Source organism: Aeromicrobium sp. Root495 (genome assembly GCF_001426755.1).
Classification (GTDB): domain Bacteria; phylum Actinomycetota; class Actinomycetes; order Propionibacteriales; family Nocardioidaceae; genus Aeromicrobium.
In genome coordinates, this window is the sequence record NZ_LMFJ01000002.1 from 17493 (window position 1) to 35514 (window position 18022).

The window sequence follows — 18022 nt, forward strand, 5'->3', positions numbered from 1 at the left end:
GAAGTCATGACGCTTACTCAGACGGCCTCCATAGCCGCGCTGCTTGCCTCGACGATTCAGGTCTATTGGCGGCTCCGGACGCACCAGCTTGATGAGAAGCTCGTTCATCACTTCGCAGCGGCGCGAGGCCTGATGGAGGAGGTCCGGTGGACTCATCCCGTAAGACGCATCCGTCGTCGTCGCGAAGTCACGCGGGAGCTCCTGACCTCGCCTCGAGAGCTACACGACTACCGGCGCGTCTACTGGGACCTGGTGTCCTGGGTCTGCTTGGCAATCGGGGCGATCTACGGCGTCGCGGCAGCATTCACCTGACCGTTGCATCACGCGTGCTGCCGGCGACGATATGGCCTTCCTAATCCAGCTCGAAGTAGTGTTCTGCTTGCTTACGAATGCGGGAGAGCTTCTTCGAGATTGCGCCGTGGTTGGCGTAGCCAAGCTTCTCTGCCACCTCGTGTTGGCGCAGTCCGCTGGCGAGGAGCACGACGACCTCGCGCTGTTCGCGATCGAGTAGCGCCATGAAGTCATTGGTGACGACACGATCTGCGAAGTCCGACTCGCTCCCTTGCACCGGGATCGTCTCGGTCAGCTCGACGAAGCGGACCTGCACCCTATTGCGCTTGCGGTGAAGCTTTCGCTCAAAGTCTTCGCGCGCGTACGACCATCGCGTCGAGAAGTCATCTTCAAGTCGGTGACTCCGCACGGCGTCGATGATGTCCCTGAGTCGGCCAGTCTGGTCGGCCAAATCGACAGTCTCGCGTACGACTTCATCCGCCCATTCTTCGCCGACCCACGCATACCCGCCCATCCGAGGATTCCCCGTGACGGCCCCTTCGAGCGCGCTTCCGTCCTCGAGGATTACGGGCCCAACCTCTCTACCCTTATCGACCTCGGGAAGTTCGCGGAGCGCGCTTTCGATCACGTCGGTGATCGGAGGTACCCAGAAGTCGAGGTTGTGCGCCAGCAGCTTGATCGGATCGTCCCTGCTGAAGGCGTTCAGCCCCGACCCCGAATTGATTCGGGGCCATACCGTCCAGGCCCACGCACGGGCGAGACGATCTTCGAAGTCTTCCGGGAGGAACTGTTCGATCCCTGACCAGTCAGCCTGGTAGGGCCACAAGCCGCGGCGAAGAAGCGGAAGGCCAAACCGGCTGAGGGTCGCCTTCGGCAACAGGTGAAAGAGCGGTTCGTACTCAAAGAAGCGCGTCGCCGTGCGGGGCACAAGGATCGTGTTGATGTCCCCCATGTCGGCAATTGACGCGATGGGCTCGGGGAGGTCGTCCTGATCGAAGAATCGCCGCCGGAACTGTCCCGCTTCCCAGAGCATGTTCCACTGCGCGACTTCAGCTACCACCTGTAAGTCGCGGTCGCGCACATCAAGCGCGACGTACTCGGGAGGGTCCGGCACAATCGGCCGGATGACACCTCCGAAAAGGTGGCCGGCTGAGAGATTGTAGAGCGCCGGATGCTGTTCCGGCGTCGCCTCCTCGACCGGGAGAAACACGTGACCGCCGTCCCAGGTTTCAAGGTGATCGGGCGTCGTCTCGTCGTCGGTGCTCATGATTTCCAGATGAGAGCCAATGTTGTTGTTCATACCTACACCACGGCAACGCTCGGCGTTTCCGTTCCTGCCGAATCGAAGAACTTTGGCAACGCCGTTCGACGACCCACCCCGTGATTTCCAGCCTGCCGACCAGGGTCTGCTAATGACGACCGAGATTGGGCGGACGCATCAGCCGCCCAACCAGCCCGGCTCGATGAATTCGTTGGCTATTACTGAGCCCCGAACTGGAGCTGCGGCGGCCGGGTCGACTGCTGCAATTGCAGTCGCTCGGATTCGCGAAACGGAGGGTTCCAGTCAAGCCGCCTCAAACTTCTGCGGACTAGATGCGGACTAGCAAGCACCCAACCCGCCTCTGATCTGCGGCAATGTTACTCGTCAGTAATACCAGGGGAATCGAGAACCCCCTGGTTGGTGCCCGTTGACCGCTGTTGACTGCTGGCGAGATCGTTGTGATTCAGGGGGTGGCGCGTAGTCGGCAGCGTTGGCTAGGGACGAGCTACTTGGGTGCGATGGACTCCGTTGCGGACTTTCTGCAGACTAAGGATCCTGCTCAGGCGACGCGGGAAACTGGCTCACGCTCAGCGCTTCGCGACATGACGCTCTCGCCGTAATCACTGGCACTGTGGCACTCTGCGGGCTGCAACTCACTGCCGTCTTGGGCGCCTCACGTGAACGAATGCGGCACACACCTCGACCATTCGACCTTGGTTCTCGTATGTAAGTAGCGGCCAGCCTTCGACGATGCTGTCGCGGGTGCGCTGATGCCCGACGACTGATTCGAGCACGCGCGTGTAGGTCTCGCGCGTCCTTTGCAGGCTCTGCTGATGAACGAGGATGAGGACTACGGCCGACGTGTCGTGGACGTTTAGGTAACCGAAGAGTTGAGGATCTACGGCTTCGGCGATGACCCTGTGGCTCGTGGCCTTCTTCGACTCACAGATGAACACCCGGGCCGGTCCAAACTCCTCGCTGAGCGTGTCCGCCCTTACGAATATGTCCGACTTGCCGGCCTGCGTGTAAACCTCGCGGTCAGCGCCAGGCAGGGTCGCGTTGAGTGTCGCTGCGAGGAGGTCGCTGATGCGATCCTCGTCGAGCTGCGAGAAGGCATCGGGGGTGCGCTCGATCGCGTTCGCCCAAACTCGCATCGTACGAAGGACGTCCTCGAACGCGACCGGGCTCAGCCTGGCCCGCTTTTCCACCGCGATTTCAATGACGTTCTCGCGAAGTTCGGCCTCCACGCCTCCCCCCGGATTGCTGGCCTCTTGCCCAACTCCGGATGCTTCCGCGGTTGGATCAGGGCCGACGAACACGGCCGGCGGCGAAGCTTTCCAGTCGTCCGGGAACGTCAGACTTTCGAGCACCGCTTTGCGGTTAGTGAGGGTTCGACGGCGACGCTCGACCAAGTCATTCAGAAGTTCGGGGAGTTCTTCGTCGAAGTAGCGATCGACCTGTGTGGCCACGGCCTTCACGATCGGTTCGATGTGGGCCCGTCGTGCCTCGAAGATGGAGCGGACGTTCAGTCGTCCGTCGGCCACCGCCTCCTCCTCATCGAGAGTTAGATCGATGTACGTATAGAGGGCCCATTCGAGACGTTCATCGACGAACGCACCTGTCGTCGGCGAGAGAGACCACGTGGGTTCGTTGTCCCACACGTACCTGAAATCCTCCGACAGCGCGTGAGGTACGACCCGCAACGCGCTGTCAGGGAGGTACCCCTCGTCGAGGGCCTCATGATCGAGGAAGGGATTGTCGGGCCAATGCCGAAGCAATTCGTGGTCACCGCTAACGGGGTAGGCCATCCACTGACGAACAGTCATCGGTCCACGGTTGCCATTGACGTCTCGCCGAGGTGGTCCGCCCTCGTCAAGACTCGCGGGCCGGGCACCGTCGATGAGCGGCGTCGCTGGTCGGATCTCACTGATGTGCCGGCGAAGTTCTTCACCCTCAAACTGCCCGAGGTCATCGAGGTCCGTCGCGCGACTGATCCGTGTGCACAGCGTGGTTGTCCGCTTGGCCAGTTCGGCACTCAGCCCCCAGCCCTCAAGAACCTCTGTTGTGAACATTGCGCTCCGGGGCATTTCGAACCTTCCGAAGTGGCTTCATTTGAGCAGATCCAAGCGACGTCCATCATCTACCGGCCGCAACGCACGGGCCACGTGTGGGACGAATTCAATCGACGTGCAGCAGGAATGTCGCACCCCGGGCCCATGCTCACCATATGGTCGACATCGCTACGGTCTCCGTAATCTCCTCTGCCGCCGTCGCTGGTATCACCGTCGCTTCGAATCTTCTCGCGAGCGAGCGGCAGCGGTCTCACGAAACAAGACTGGATTTTGAGAAACGCGTCTGGCAACTCAAGTCAGAGACACTCTTCGTTGCCATCAAAGAGAGCCGCAGCCTCTTGGCCTACGAGGACACAGTTGTCGCCGAGGAACGCGCCACGTCTGCAGTGCATCTTTCCGAACTCCTGGACAGGCTCACCGATGTCAGTCCGTCCATCGATGCATACGCATCGTCCGAAAGCCGCGAGGCACTCGACCGGGTGATCGAGGCGCTCCAAGACGCCGGCATCATGGAGGGTATCGGGCAACGGGTACGTCACTACTCCAAGCTCGTCCGCGAGGCTCCAAGTGGAATCGAGAACTTTCCAACCCTGCAGAGGCGCATTCAGTGGCAGGAGGACGCGACCAACGCGGCCTCGGAGGGGTTCACCGGCGCAATGGTGACGGTGAAGCAATACGCAGACGAGCTCCTCGCCTGCGCACGCAGGAGCATCCGCGAGCCGCGCGACTGAACTGGCGCGGTTGCCGCAGGATGGCGTCATCATGACTGCCCAGACTCTCGATTTCATCGATCTCTTCGTTTTGCGCGCGCGCCGTATCGGGGCCCACTCCATGGCGAAGGATCGTGCAGCGCTGCGCCAACTTGGGCAGTTCACGATGTCCGGCACGATCGCACTCGACGGCACGATGGAGATGACACGCTCCCTCCCAGAGGAGGAGGTCTTCGAATCACTGGCGGCACGCGTGCGCCCGCTGCTGGTCAAGACCGAGAGCGTCCACCACGGCGCGGTTCTCGACGTGATCGAGGACAAGCTACTGAGCGCTGACCTGCCGAGCGACGACAAGTCTGCGCTCACCGAGGACCTCGCGACGTTGCGCGAGGACTGGTCGCGCTTCGACACCGACTCTGACACCGTTCTCGGATTCTCGATGCAGTCATCTCTGCTGGACGGAACGGAGGCGACCCCCCAAGTCTCAGACACTCAGTTGGCGTCAGCCTGGCTTTACGGCGACGTCGTCCACGTCGATCTCAGGGGCAAGAAGACTGACGGGCAACTTTTCCCGGTCAAGGAGAGGTTCGCCGCGGCCGTCATGTACTTCTCGCTCGTCGCTGATCTCGCGCTGACCACCCTGGACTACCTCAAGGTGCTCGACAAACTTGGGGCGCTCGCCTTATCGCCCCAGGCCCTCGACGAACCCGTAGTCGTCGCAGCATCCGAACTTGTGGACACGGCATCAGCCTTCATCGCCGACGTTGGTACGCCGGCACCCGATCTGAGCGTGTCGGCAGGCGACGCCCCCGAAGGGTTCAAGCAACTTACCGTGGTCGACGTGTTACGCATGGATCCTCGCAACGAGGTGGATTTCGTTCTTGAGGACGAGACTGGGCAGCAGGTCGCCAGCTACGCCGCGGCTGTCAGCAATCGGCGGCAGGCTGACGGCCGACTGTTCTGGAGCGCACTGATCGAGAACGTCCTCGAGATCGAGCTCTCATTTTCGGCGTCAGGAGAGACGCTCGCCGACGGCCGCCTTGAGAACGTGGGAGCACATACTGAGTCCAACTCCACCCTGCTGACCGAGGCCGAACTTCAGCAGCAGTTGGCGTCGTCGAGCAGAGCATCGTTTGTCGTGACTGGTCTTCCCTTCGCGACCCTCGGCATCCCAGATGTAACAGAAGGCGCTGTAGCTGCCCGGGAGGTCGAGCTCGAGACCCTTCGAGACTTGGTCGCCATCGAGAAGGCCACCCAGACGAACCTCAGTCCCCTGCATGGCTCGTACACAAACTCAGCCCGGGTAGAGCTGCGCGTGGCAAGGCTTCTTTGGGAGGGCAAGATCGTCCGTTTTACACCAGGCCCGCTGTCTGCTGTCGCTGCGTCACGCACGATTCCAGAGGTCGTCCTCCGATCCGAGCGAATGTTCACGGTCGGCCAGGTCGAAGTCCCGTTTCCGCGGGTGCTTCTGCATCACCCTGATGCGCATGCCACGTCCGTGACCCCAACACCAGAGTCCAACCCATCCACCGACGACCTAGTTCTCGTGGTGCCCGAGGGTGAGGTATTTGTCGCCTGGGCACCGGACCTGGTCACGGTTCAACCGGGCTTCGAGGTCTCTTCGGCATCGCGATGGAATCTCTCGCACCTCGACGACGCGAACTATGAGTTCGGAAACTAGCCCTCGGGCGGCTTCCCCGAGTCCAACCAAATCGCCATGGGAATGGATCCGTCTGGTCCGCGCGACTGCCAAGCTATCTCCTTTCCGCTCCGGCCCGCTCGAAGGTTGACAGCCTTGATCGCGGCAACGAGTCGGGACGCTTCGTCAGCCACTCCTTGCCGAATCAAAATGTGACGATCACCCTGACCCTCCAGTTCAAGCGTTAGGCGAGTAGCAAACGGACTCCGATACCCGTCATCCCCCCGATCGTCCTCAGCCAGGATCCGGGGTCGCTGAAGCGGCACAAATCTCGCCAAGTTACCGAGCTCAAGCCCGGCACGTTGCCAGGCGTCGTTCTGCTCGAGCCGCAGCTCGTCGACCGGCTGGTCATTCTTCAAGGCATTTTCGACTCTGGCGGCGACGTCAAAAAGATTCTGCTCCAGAAGTGTCAGCTTCGCGCTGCGCGCATCGAACTGATCGCTGTTCATGGTTGCGGCTGCCAGGCGAAGGACTTCAAACTTCTGCCACGACTCGATCAGTGAACCATTTCCGAGTTGCAGCGCTTCCGCCAGCAAGGGGTCGATGTGGCTGGAAACCCTCGCCACACCTGCCGAGGAGAACACGCGATCGGCGTCAAGAGCGACCGTAAGCCTGTCGAATTCTCCTGTACGGTAGGGGTTCACGGTCTGCAGCTCGAAGAGACGGCGAAGCAATCCGTATCGACCTCCCGCGACCGCGGCGATCCCCGCGCTGTAGAACAACGACACACCCGCCACCTGTCGGAGCGTGAGCAACGCCGTTAGGCCGCCACCTCGGCCATGAGCAGCGAAGCGTTCGAGGTCATCCACCCACCAGCCATCGCTCTGATCGTCGCCCCAGTAAGCGAGAGTTGCGACAAGAGCCGACGCTACCTTCGACGATTCTAGGATTCTCGCAACCATCGCGTCATAGCCACCGTACTGCGAGTCGCTCTGGTAGTCCGGAAGCCGAAACTCTGGGATCGCGTCCAGAGCGTCCAGTTCCCGACGCAAAGCGTCATGCAGTCCAATCGCAACGGACTTACCCGCAAGTTCGCGTTTGGCCGTTTCCACCGCAACACCGACCGTCAGGGGATGCCTCGATTCGCGGTCACGAATAGCAATCACCGCGTCAGCAATGCGGCCGAAACCACGATCAGCATCGACCCTCAACGTGCGGCCTCGCTTGGCGGCCATAAGCTCAACCGCCTCCGACCCTGGCTCCCCCGGCTCGATCCAGCTCAACGTGAATCTATCGGAGAAATGAGACCTCAGCACTTGCCGGAGCGCTGGGTCATAGGTCGATGACCAACCAGCCGCCACGAGGCCGTAGTCCTTGAAGACGCTACCGAGGAACTCCAGCATCCTCGGGTCGTACTCGGCCAGTTCTGAAACAGTGTTGAGCATCGCCGAAGGACTGAGATAGTCGCCGTGCACGTGCACGATGCAGCACCCGATCGTGTGCAGCGGACCGAGCCCGCCAAGGTCGTCGACCGTTCGCACGATTGTCGGCTCGATCCCCTCGTCGCGAACCGCCCGCTCAAGCAGATGGTCGAAGTTCAAGGTCAAAACGACCCTGACGAACCCGCCTGCGACCAAGCGCGCAATCGACCGATGCGCCAAGGTGGGCTGCTTGCGTCCGCCCTCCCGCTCCTCCTCGGTCGGCTCGAAGTAGCGCTTGAGCAACCGCTGCCGCTCGAGCGGCGTACCCGCGACCCGCTCAAGAACAGCTTCATACCTCGCGATCTCGCTAAACTGCTCTTCGTACCAAGCTGCGGGGTCTTCGCCGACGTCCTCGCCGACCGAGCTCGCAATCCTCCCGATCAGGTCTTCCAGGACTCCCCACGCCGTGGGCACACCACTCGACGCCGACACACCCGCCCCGATCAATAAGGCGTAGGTACCCGGGCTGGAGACCATGGCGAAGGCCGTGTTGAGCAGCGCGTCATCTAGTTCGTCCCTCGGCATGCTGTCACGGTATCGACGAGCGCGGCTCCGCGTACGGAATCACCGCGCTCCTAGATGCCACGTGGCGATGACATCAGTCCGTGCAGGAGACCCATCCGTTCTGACCATGCACATCTCAGGATCTTTCGTGAAGGACCCAAAGCTGGTACTTACCAGCGCAGAGACCGCCATCTTCCACCACGCGCCTGAACGAACCTGGAATACATCCGCTATTACAGAGCGCCGAAACGCAGCGACTGCGGAGGAGCAGATGCTGCAATTGCAGGCATCCGACTCCGCAAAATTCGGCCCTCCGAGCGCGCCAACTCAGACTCCACGGGCGCGACCGCCCGGGGAGAGCCATCCCGAACGGCCTCTGACGCCCACCCATCATCTGAGGTTAATCGGAAGGCGCTGTGGTCCACGCTACCGACATCTAGCGAATTCGACTCAGCAGAGACTAGCGGAGGGCTCAGGCTGGCATGTTCAGAGCCTTCTTCGCCGTTGCGTAGTTCCTGAGCCCGGCGAATAACGTGATGGTGGAGCAGGACTTCCGCGGCCGTGCCGTCAGCCGAGGTTGATCGAGAAGGGCTCGTCGGCGCTGACCGCTCTCGCATAGTCGACGATCCACTCTTCGGAGAGTGACTCGATGCCGATGGCCTCGAATGCACGGGCTGCTGGTGCCACGATCTCCTCGGGGGCACGACCCGCATACTCCCCACGAAGCAACTCGTCGACGCTCTCGACCTCGGCCGCGATCGTCGTGAACAGCCGGTCAAGGCCGCTCTGGTTGGGTTTGAAGTCCATGGACGCCAGGCTAGTACGGCCGCAAATCGGACGTGCGGCGAGAGGGGTTCACTGCCCCCGACTGGAGTCCTTGACCAAGGCAACGCCGACTCGAGCGTAGACCTCGACCTTGCCGAGGTCCTCACCCTGGCCGTTCGATCAGCAGGCGTCTCGCTGACGCCCAGTCGTCGCACACTACGGATCGAACGGCGTCTTGCGAGCAGGCGAGCAGGCCATCCAACCTTCTTGACTGCCAGGCGTGGTCGAGTTGCCCGAATCCTGCGAGAGGACTGTTGACCCCCGACGCCGGGTCCCGATGCGCGATGCCGCGGCAATGCATGGGCTCCTTGATTCACCGTCAGGTACGACCGAAACCCCGCACGACCTTTGACCGGCATACCGACCGCCGTTGTCGGCGCATTTACGGCCGCCGCCTGAACCATCGCTACCGGCATGACACAGCACCAAAGGTGTTCGCCTCATGGGAACCGGTCCGTCGGGCCTAGCACTCTCTGGTCCACTCGGTCGCTTCAATCGCATCGCCCTGAGGCCGTAGAGGAAGTCGGTCGGACATGCCTAGGATGACCCTCGGCCATGTCACGGTGACCCATGAACTCAACCTACGCCGCCGTCGTGAGGTCTGCGCAGGCGAGCTCTGCTCTTAAAGATCTCGAAGATCGCGGATATATTTTACTCGACCGGGTGGATGATCATCGCGGGATGACCACATTGCACATGAGGTTCCCTGAGCAGAACGGAACCTCTCCCTGAGCGAACGACACTCAGGCTACGCCTTCACGAGGCAGGCCCTGCGGCCAGGAGCAGAACCGGGGCTGCTTCGCGAGTGAGGCTGCTTCGAAGCGGCCGGGGCGTTGGCATTTTCCTGAGGCACACCGCAATCGCTGATCGCAGCCCCATGCGTCACCACTCGCCTCACTGCAGTTCGCCCATCCAAACTGCGGCACGTCGTGCGCTCTTGAATGGGGCGCCGGCCACTTCTACCGACTGATCTTCGTATATTCGCGAGACGGGACCTAGGTGACCTCCCTATGCTAATCCCGGCTGACGTTGGTATCTCTCCCAGAACTCCCTCGCCAAGCTACGCGCACACAACTCCCAAGTGTCCGCGCCGCAGCGCCCCACCTGGTCCCGAGCCGGTGGGGCGCTGCCCGTTACGGCTCACGCATGAGAACCGCCGAACGTCCGCATTCACGTCGCTTGCTATCGGGCGTCACCTGCCTGACACGTCGGCCGCTAGCGATCAGGGCTGTCCCCTGCTGAGCCCTCCTGCACGTGAGCAACCTCGAGGAGTGCTACGGCTCGTAGCGGAATCGACAAAGGAGCGCGGAGCCGAGCAAGACGCGTACGACCGCGGCCGGCGTCAACCACAGGCCGTGTCGGTTAGGCCTGGGTCGCCCGTGTCACGCCGCCGGCGTCTCCGACCGAGTCTGTGGCATCAGTCCTGCTGTCGGAATCGGCGCCCGCAGCAACCTTTTTCCGACGAAAACTGGCTTTGCCGAGGGCTCATGGACTCCTTATAGACCATTACTGATGGCCTTGAAAGGATCTACGCCCGTCTTGGGGTGGCGGCGTTGCCAGGGGTCGTGACCAAAGCGGAGAAAGCCCCAGAGACGCTCGATGTTGAACTTCCCGGGGGCCTGGCGTCGCTGGAGCATTCCAGACTTTCGCGAATATCTCCTGCGGCTAACCAATCCGCCCGCCTGGGAGGAGTGGGGCGGTTGGTTAGCACCAGCTTAGGGGCTTCACACGAACGGCGGAACCCCCTATGTCGCACAAGAGCCCACGGTGGGTGGGGGCTCTTGGCGACCGCCTCATGATCGGGGTAGAACCTCGGCAGTCGCATCAGAAACGACACGAACGACTCGCTGTCTTTGGCATGGGCGGCCCGGCTTGTACGGCGGACGCCTGGCCCCCGGAAAATCGCCTGGCATCAAGGGGAACAATCCTGGATCAACGGCGTTCGGAGGCTGCGACGGGCGCCACGATCACAACCTCGTCGCACAGCACTACGAACTGCTCCCCCTCGTGCGACCACATAAGGCTCTCCCTATGCGCCAAAGCGGGGCCTAGGTCCGAGCCAGGGGCGTAAGTGTTCCGTTGACTCCAGGCGTACAGCCGACATCAGGTCGCAAACACCGTGCCCGGTAACGCGATCAGAATGCCGACCAAGCGAAGGTCGGGCTCGCCCCTGCGTCGACAGCGAATCGTCGTTGTGCAGGCTGGGGGCTTGAAGTAATGGCCGCACGCCACCCGGCAGCCCGGCGGTGCGCCCGGGCTTGCGTGCTGGGCCGACCTGCATTGAGCGGGGCGGCACGCTAACCGTTGAGGGGCACTCCAACCCAAGCCGACAACTCGCTGTTCTCGGAGTTCCTCACAAACTCCTTGGAAGGCGTCGTTTCCCAGCGCGAAAAACGTGTTCCGCGGGTCCTTCGCAAGCTCCGCCGTACGCGCGACGCCGACAGCAGAATCTCGGACTCATTCCGGCTGGACACCGGCCGGCGAACCTCCTCCCGAGCGCGAGCACCCCGGCCAGGTAGTGTCGTGCCCGGATCAAGCAGGCGGTCCCCCGCCACCAGGAGTTCAGGACCCTGCCGTGCCACCCTCGATCAAGTTCGCTCTCGCGGGCTCCGTCATCAGCGCCATCGGCGTCATCTTGTGGCGCCTCTTCGACGAGGACGACGCTGCGGAGCGCGTCCGGCACTACGAACTGCTCGGCGCTGGTTCCACCATGGTCCTAGGGGGAGCCCTCGTGCTGCTCGGGCTCGCACTGGCCGCCCTCGGACCCTAACGGGCAGAAGCGTCTGTGCACTGAATACTTGATCAAGGATATCCCCCTGCCCGGGTCCGCCAACCGGCCTCGGTCTCGCCGAATCGCGCGCCGACGCTCTCGATTGGCTAGGCACCTTTGGCAGGAAAGACGCCGCGAACTCGCTACAGGTCCAGAGCGTTGTCGCCACCAGCACTTAGGTCCCGGCCCCGATGACCTCGTCTGCGATCACATGCGTCTTACGGTTCTCCTGCTGGAAGGTGCGCACCAACAGCCTGAACGCCACGCGTAGTCAAGGCGGTAGCGTTCCATTACGATCCCGATCGGCGCCCCGACACATCCGCGAGTTTCCAAGCCGCTCTTCAACGGAGCAACCTGTCGCTCGAGGTCTTCATACGGATCCAACGTGGCGCTCTTCCAGAATTCGCCGGTTAGCCGGCTGCGAGTGCCCGCTGAGCGACGAATGAGACTGATCCTAGTCAGACTCGGCTCAGTTCGGCAGTCCCGGAGCTATTGCGCCACGTCTGCTTACGTTTGTCAGCGTCGCGGCCCTCTAGGGTATTTACGTTTGTCTCGACTTTGTACATTCCCCTCATTTTCGAAGTTTTCACGCTTACAATTTGAAGAATGTTGCGAGGACAGGGGAAATTTAAAAGGGAGGGGCTCGCGATAGGAGAAGTGGCTCGCGTGTTGGGAGTTCCGAGTCCGACGTTACGGACGTGGCAGCGCCGGTACGGCTTGGTAACTACGGCCCGAACGCCGGGAGGGCACCGACGGTACACCGCCGAGGACGTCACACGGCTACGCATCATGATCGAGCTGCTTGAGCGCGGCGTGGGGCCGGCGACGGCTAGCCGTTGGGCAATCGAGGGTTTGACCGAGCTTGGCGTCGTAGGCCCGGCCCTGGATCTTACCAATCCAATTCGCTGCCGTCGTTGTGGCGCTCGGTCAGCAGGATGCAGAACTGGTTCGTCAGTTGTGGTCCTTCGTCGGCATCCACCAATCCGTCGCAGTTGTGTGGGACCAGTACGCCGAGCCGATGAGGTACGCACTCCAGGCTGCGCTTGGACGAGGCGAACTTGCCGAGTCCGACCTGCAATTGTTACGAAGGACCGTCGGAGAGTCGCTCGATGCCATCGTTTCTTTGCCGCCCAGACGGACGCTGCCGATCCTTCTGGCCCCTGTCGACTCTACGGGGGACTCGTTGCATCTCCTAGCGCTCCAAGCGGCCTTCGGCGAGCGAGGCCTCGGGGTCAACCGCGCACGTCGACTGACGCCTGATTCTCTAGCCGCAATGATCAATCGCGGCAGGCCCCGCGCGATCTACCTGCTGGCTGGCACCAACTACGCGCCCGACCCCCGAACACAACTGGTCGCGAGCATTATGGCTGCCAAGACTACTGTTGTTCTTGGTGGTCCCGGATGGACCGGGACCGCTATCCCACGGGCCCGCCATACCGCCGACATGGCGACGGCGATCGCCGCAATCCTTGCGGCTATTCCAGCATCGGAACGACGTCCCCGGCGTTAGACGATTTCGCCCTCTGGTTCGGAGACGCTCTCCCGCACTACCCCTGAGATCGCGGCCCGAAGGGCGTCGAACACGGGGTCGAATGCACACTCCACCTGCAATCGTAACGACAGATCTGTCATGTTCCAAGGGTAAACCGGGAGCACGTCCAGACGCTCGTCAGGAGACCCTCTGCTGGTGCGCCCCGCGACCGGAGAATGGCCCTGCCGACTTATCCAAGTGCACTGGACCAATGCGTTGAGGCATGATGCCGGCTGAGGTGCCACGAGCACCGACAGCCATGAGCCCAGCGCGGCGGCGACATCGGAGCACCCCGATATCGCCGCCGCTTACTTGCTCCCCAATGTGTGAGGTAAATATAGACGTCAGCACAAGCTAACTGCCTGGTCTGACAGATCAGGTACTACCTTCCTCATGCTGGAAGCACCCAACTCCCCAAATGGAGCGGCTGCCAGCAACGCTGGGCTCGATCGAAGTCAGGCCGGCGCCACCGACTAGTGACGAGGGATCCCCGGTCTACCTTGTTAACCCAGTCGCGCTTCCCGGGCCTATCGATACCGCGCCAGGGATCAATCGTCCGCCGCCGAGCCGTTCTCGAGCCGGCATTCGTATCCGTCGGAGCCGTGCGCGCCGCTCGGCCTCGCCGATGAAGGCTCCGCCGGAGACGAAGGCGTCGCGCTGGCCGGCGCCAACCCGTTTCTACCGCGAGTCTCCTCGACCAATCCTCGCGCTCATGATCGACGGACCGAGGCTCGAGGCCGAGGTGGTGCGCGAGTCCGCCGACGCCGCGCCGCCCGCGGGTCCGCGGGCGTGAGCGGCGGCGTGCTGCCCTCCTGCTCGGATCGGTCAATAGCGACGCCGTGACGTCGGTCCAGCAGGTCCGCTGCTCAGCGAGATCGGAGCCGACTGCCCAGGATCGGCACCGTTCGCTTCGTGATCGTCCTGCTTGTCTGTGGTTTCCTGTGACTTCCCTCCTGATCGGACCTTCGCAGGAGCGCCATCGCCGTTACCCGTAGCTGCCGGGAGGCGTCGGCGTGGGTACCGGTGATCGGTAGCTGAACTCTGACGAATTTTGGGGAGCAATGCCACAACGGCCTGAGGCTGGGCCTCGGCCGTTGTTGTGCTTCGATCCGTAGGCCTTGTCCGCCTACCTAATGTTGACACTCTGAGCGGCTACCGGCACGCAACCTATTCGTCACATCCCGCGGCTCCGCGAACTTCAAGTATGTTCGAGTCAGTCGCCACGTTCTACCCCGATCATGGGCGGCCGCCAGAAGCCTCGACGACCTCGGGGCTTCTGCCGCGTTAGGTCCCAGTAGTCCCAGACCTTTGTGTCGCGGGCCGCGCCGAGGGAGTCATCCGGAGCCGAGACATCTCCGGCAATCGAGCTGTGGAACCGTGGGATGAGTACCGCTTCGACATGCGCGGATTTGCAAGGTTCAACGCGGCCACCCTCGCCGCGCGCGGCTCCCGCGACGTGGCCGAATGGCCGGGCAGACCGTGCCACACTGGCATTACAAATCTTCAGTCTCAAGGCTGCGAAGTTCTCGGAGGCATTCTGGCGCGGGCTTGCAATTCGCAGTCTTCCTGTCAGAAATGAGCCGCATGCCTTCGTCAGCCCACCAGAAGTTCAGCAGAGGCTCCGAACTCAAACAGTTGTTGGCCAAGGTGCGGGAAGCGCTTTCCGCAGACACTGCCGTGATGCTCCTGCTGGACGTGACCGGCGCCGTACTTGAGCCATTCGGATCATCCGGCCTGGACGTCACCTTGCGCACCGGCGCACGGGTGCCGGTAGGTCAGGGCTTCGCCGGTGCCATCGCCGCAACTGGGGAGCCTCTGATCCTCGATGAGATCCGAGACGACAACGTCATCAACCCGATGCTTCGCCGGCGAGGAATCCAGTCGCTGCTAGGCGTACCACTGATGCGGGCCGGATCAGTTTTTGGAGTACTACACGTCGGATCACGGTTCCGGCGGAAGTTCACCGCAGACGACGCCGGACACCTGACTTCGCTAGCTGAAGAACTCGCCTCATGGTTCGCGGAACAATCCTTGGCCGAACACCAGACAGCCGCTCTCGTCCTGCAGCGCAGCCTGATCCCCACGATTCCCCAGTTCTTCGACGGCCTCGATATGGCCGGACGCTACGTTCCCGCCGAGGGCGACTTGGGCGGAGACTGGTACGACGTCTTCGACCTTCCCGACGGGCGAGTGGGCTTCGTGATGGGCGACGTCCTCGGCCACGGTCTGCAGCCGGCCGTGATCATGGGACGCATACGCAGCGCGCTTCGCTCGTATGCGCTCATTGAAGAGAGCCCAGCACGCGTGCTGGAGATGTTGGACAAAAAGATCAGCCACTTCGAGACTGGCACTCTGGCCACGGTCCTGTTCGCGGTAACCGAGGCGCCGTACGCCGATTTCGTCATGAGTAGTGCTGGACACTGGCCGCCAGTGATCGTCGACGAGATTCAGCCAGCGGCGCCCGTGAACATGCCGACAGACGCCATGCTTGGGTTGATGCCGGACGTCACTCGGACAGATTCCTCGGTCAACTTGCCAGCAGGCGGATCGCTCTGTTTCTTCACCGACGGGCTCATTGAACAACGGTTCGGGCCTGACAATGCAGTTGACCCCGACGCAGGCTTGGCGGCAGTCGCTCGGGCCCTCGCAGGGATTCGAACCGCTGAAGCAAATTGCGTCGCGGTACTGAGCGATCTCCTGCCCGAGGACGGAAACGCGGATGATGTCGCCCTCCTCATGGTCCGACGGCTCCGCGAAAGCGGACAGCTCTAGCGAACGCCCGAAGGGCCCCGGGGGTTTCACTCCAATGGCCTAGGCGGCGGGCCCCTCCATCGAGCCATGGCAAGGCCCCAGATCCCTCCCATAGGCTCGAGACGCCGGTTCTCCGGTTAGCCGCCGCCCAGGAAGAGGCGTTCGGAACCTCCAAGGTTGGGATGGATGGGTTACTCGCTGTGAGCGAACGCGCGACGCTGAGCGTCCTGGGCGCCCTCGTCCTAATTTCCGCACTTGGCATGTGGAGGATCTGGGCCCGAGACGACGACCAATATGAACCGTCGATGCGCGTATTTGGGCTAAGCCTTGCCGGACTGCTGGCCGTCGTTGGTCTAGTCATGATTGCGGCGGCGGCCGCAGAATTCGTCATCTGAAGATCTCGCGCATGCGCGCAGCCATTCATAACTTGCATGATGCGATGCATCGAATCCCTAGCCACAACTACGCACGACGCCCGCCGCATGCGGATGGGAAGGTAGTCCTGCGCGGACATCGACGCGACTCCACAGCGTCGCGAAGCGACCCCAGCGCCTGCAGGGTCGCAGCGCCCTCGGGCCGGCTGCGGCTCCCAATCACGCCCTCTTTTGTAGGCGCCCCGCAGCCCATGTGTCGCAGCAGCAGAAAGCTCGAGCCTCACTGAGTGGGAGTTGTGTACGGCATTTCGCGCACCAACCGCGCATCTCTCTCTCAGATTCGTATCGAGCGCCGGCCCTACCGTGCGCGGCTGAGCAGCGGGTGCGCCGACACCGGCTCAGGAAAATGCTGAACCTTCGAACCAGGCAGGAAGAACCAACCGTAACCACTCCCGGCAGTCACCGTCAGCTCGCTATGACGGTCAAGGACCCGATGAAGATCGCCACCCGGAGGTCTTCGAGGGGACGCCGAGACCAGAATGCCGGCTGGCTTCCACCAAGACGCCTCGTGCTGAAGAGATGTCGCAGTGACCGGCGAGTCGGCGAGCCGGACGGCGACGCCCTCAACAGCGAGAGCTGCAGAGAGCGCAACCAACGCTAGGGAGGGTTGAAGGCCGGTGGAGGCCAACAAGACCGGCGGGCCACGCCGTGGCCGCGCTTGGACCGCAACGCGAGACAACTCGGCTCTTATTATCGGCGCACCACTCTTTGCGAATTGAAGCCGTTCCGTGCCCTGTTGGTGACTAATCTCTTGCAAGAGCGGCCTGAAATATCCGCTCCAAGCATCTAGCACACCGTGCTGTTCGATGGCGACCCTGACATGGTTGCGAAAGCGTGGCCGATCACCCCCCTTGGTGAAATTCAGCACTTGCTTCGCCCACTCGCCGGGCTCAACTGGCGGAGGGTGCAGTACGAGGTCAGCCGCGTCGCCCGCCGTGATTCCGATAGAAAGCCAAAGCTTAAGCAGTTCGAGTCTCGCTACATCGGCCATTTCGTACCGGCGATGACCTCCGCCAGACCTGCTCGCGGGTGCCAGACCGTAGCGTCTCTCCCAGGTCCGAATAGTTGCTGGAGGAAGGTGCAAATGACGCGACACTTGGCCGATCGTCTGTCCTGCGAGCGGCATCCGAAGGGGTCGGTCGGGCAACTCTGGGGCAGACGGCACCCTTCGAGGCTACGAAATTTTGCATCTCATATTCGTCGAATCGTCGAGTTGAGCCGAGACTCAGGGCCGAAAGTCGGCACGCAACAGCCGTCACTTTCAGAGGTCGGATCGCACATCCGTTAATTTGCCGCCCCTGCGCAGGTGACCTCGTCCGCTTCGGACGCAACATAATCATTCGAGGGGAGCTGTAGGGGCGTTCGTCCGTAGCACGTCAGGCGACCCTCGCTGTCAACTAAAGGTGAGTGGTAAGACCATCAAGGGCACCTTCATTCCGCGGTGCGCTGGCAGTGGAGCACGCGAACCATCCTTCCCGTGCACTTTCGCGCCGCATCATCGCTTTCCTGCACCCCGTGCGAGCCGCTGCCTGACGACCTCTGCCAGCACTCGCCGGTACGCCGCTTTGGCTGATGGGCTCGAGTCGATCGGAGCGTCTCGACCGACGTGACGGGCCCGAGCGCGATCAAGGTCCGTTGCTCGGGCGACGAGTCCATCTTCACGATCCATGGATTCCCACCGCCAGACAGTCCGCCATGATCAGTTGGCCGTGACCCCGACAACGGACAAATTGATCGTGCTGCAATCGAACCT

General features: G+C 62.3%; 13 protein-coding genes. 8 read left to right on the forward strand and 5 right to left on the reverse strand.

Annotated features, from left to right (window positions below):
• Nucleotides 1-6 precede the first annotated feature (6 nt).
• Nucleotides 7-312: a hypothetical protein gene (locus ASD11_RS14205; RefSeq protein ID WP_056288997.1), complete on the forward strand. Its 306-nt coding sequence runs from the start codon at nucleotides 7-9 to the stop codon at nucleotides 310-312.
• A 40-nt stretch (nucleotides 313-352) separates the two neighbouring features.
• On the opposite strand, the gene ASD11_RS14210 is transcribed toward ASD11_RS14205, so the two are convergent.
• The gene (locus ASD11_RS14210; protein WP_200940184.1) at nucleotides 353-1591 is read right to left on the reverse strand and encodes a sigma-70 family RNA polymerase sigma factor; all 1239 of its coding nucleotides are present in this window, start codon (nucleotides 1589-1591) and stop codon (nucleotides 353-355) included.
• Between the two features lie 614 nt (nucleotides 1592-2205).
• Nucleotides 2206-3378 (reverse strand): hypothetical protein, encoded by a 1173-nt coding sequence (locus ASD11_RS14215; protein ID WP_056289003.1) that lies wholly within the window; start codon nucleotides 3376-3378, stop codon nucleotides 2206-2208.
• Between the two features lie 401 nt (nucleotides 3379-3779).
• Here ASD11_RS14215 and ASD11_RS14220 point away from each other — a divergent pair, with 401 nt between their 5' ends.
• The gene (locus ASD11_RS14220; RefSeq protein ID WP_056289005.1) at nucleotides 3780-4355 is read left to right on the forward strand and encodes a hypothetical protein; all 576 of its coding nucleotides are present in this window, start codon (nucleotides 3780-3782) and stop codon (nucleotides 4353-4355) included.
• A 31-nt stretch (nucleotides 4356-4386) separates the two neighbouring features.
• Nucleotides 4387-6015: a hypothetical protein gene (locus ASD11_RS14225; RefSeq protein ID WP_156464788.1), complete on the forward strand. Its 1629-nt coding sequence runs from the start codon at nucleotides 4387-4389 to the stop codon at nucleotides 6013-6015.
• Here the strand turns inward: ASD11_RS14225 and ASD11_RS14230 are convergent.
• Together ASD11_RS14230 and ASD11_RS14235 are read right to left on the reverse strand one after the other, a co-directional pair.
• Nucleotides 6012-7979 carry an SIR2 family protein gene (locus tag ASD11_RS14230; protein ID WP_056289010.1) on the reverse strand — a complete coding sequence of 656 codons (1968 nt, stop codon included), beginning with the start codon at nucleotides 7977-7979 and terminating at the stop codon, nucleotides 6012-6014. The genes ASD11_RS14225 and ASD11_RS14230 overlap by 4 nt on opposite strands.
• A gap of 546 nt (nucleotides 7980-8525) precedes the next feature.
• Nucleotides 8526-8765, reverse strand: a complete 240-nt coding sequence (locus tag ASD11_RS14235; protein ID WP_056289011.1) for a hypothetical protein — start codon at nucleotides 8763-8765, stop codon at nucleotides 8526-8528.
• A 2593-nt stretch (nucleotides 8766-11358) separates the two neighbouring features.
• Between ASD11_RS14235 and ASD11_RS14240 the strand changes: the two genes are divergently transcribed.
• The 5 genes from ASD11_RS14240 (at nucleotide 11359) to ASD11_RS14250 (ending at nucleotide 16230) form a co-directional block, all read left to right on the forward strand.
• The gene (locus ASD11_RS14240) at nucleotides 11359-11553 is read left to right on the forward strand and encodes a hypothetical protein (protein ID WP_056289015.1); all 195 of its coding nucleotides are present in this window, start codon (nucleotides 11359-11361) and stop codon (nucleotides 11551-11553) included.
• Between the two features lie 606 nt (nucleotides 11554-12159).
• Nucleotides 12160-12813 carry a MerR family transcriptional regulator gene (locus ASD11_RS18940; protein WP_082554461.1) on the forward strand — a complete coding sequence of 218 codons (654 nt, stop codon included), beginning with the start codon at nucleotides 12160-12162 and terminating at the stop codon, nucleotides 12811-12813.
• Nucleotides 12814-13709: 896 nt separating this feature from the next.
• A complete protein-coding gene (locus tag ASD11_RS18235) occupies nucleotides 13710-13877 on the forward strand; it encodes a hypothetical protein (RefSeq protein WP_156464789.1) in 168 nt (55 codons plus the stop codon).
• Nucleotides 13878-14668: 791 nt separating this feature from the next.
• A complete protein-coding gene (locus ASD11_RS14245) occupies nucleotides 14669-15856 on the forward strand; it encodes a PP2C family protein-serine/threonine phosphatase (RefSeq protein ID WP_056289017.1) in 1188 nt (395 codons plus the stop codon).
• A 179-nt stretch (nucleotides 15857-16035) separates the two neighbouring features.
• The gene (locus tag ASD11_RS14250) at nucleotides 16036-16230 is read left to right on the forward strand and encodes a hypothetical protein (protein ID WP_156464790.1); all 195 of its coding nucleotides are present in this window, start codon (nucleotides 16036-16038) and stop codon (nucleotides 16228-16230) included.
• A gap of 337 nt (nucleotides 16231-16567) precedes the next feature.
• Here the strand turns inward: ASD11_RS14250 and ASD11_RS18945 are convergent, their stop codons facing one another.
• On the reverse strand, nucleotides 16568-17395 hold the full coding sequence (locus tag ASD11_RS18945; RefSeq protein WP_082554463.1) for a MerR family transcriptional regulator: 828 nt from the start codon (nucleotides 17393-17395) through the stop codon (nucleotides 16568-16570).
• Between the last annotated feature and the right edge of the window lie 627 nt (nucleotides 17396-18022).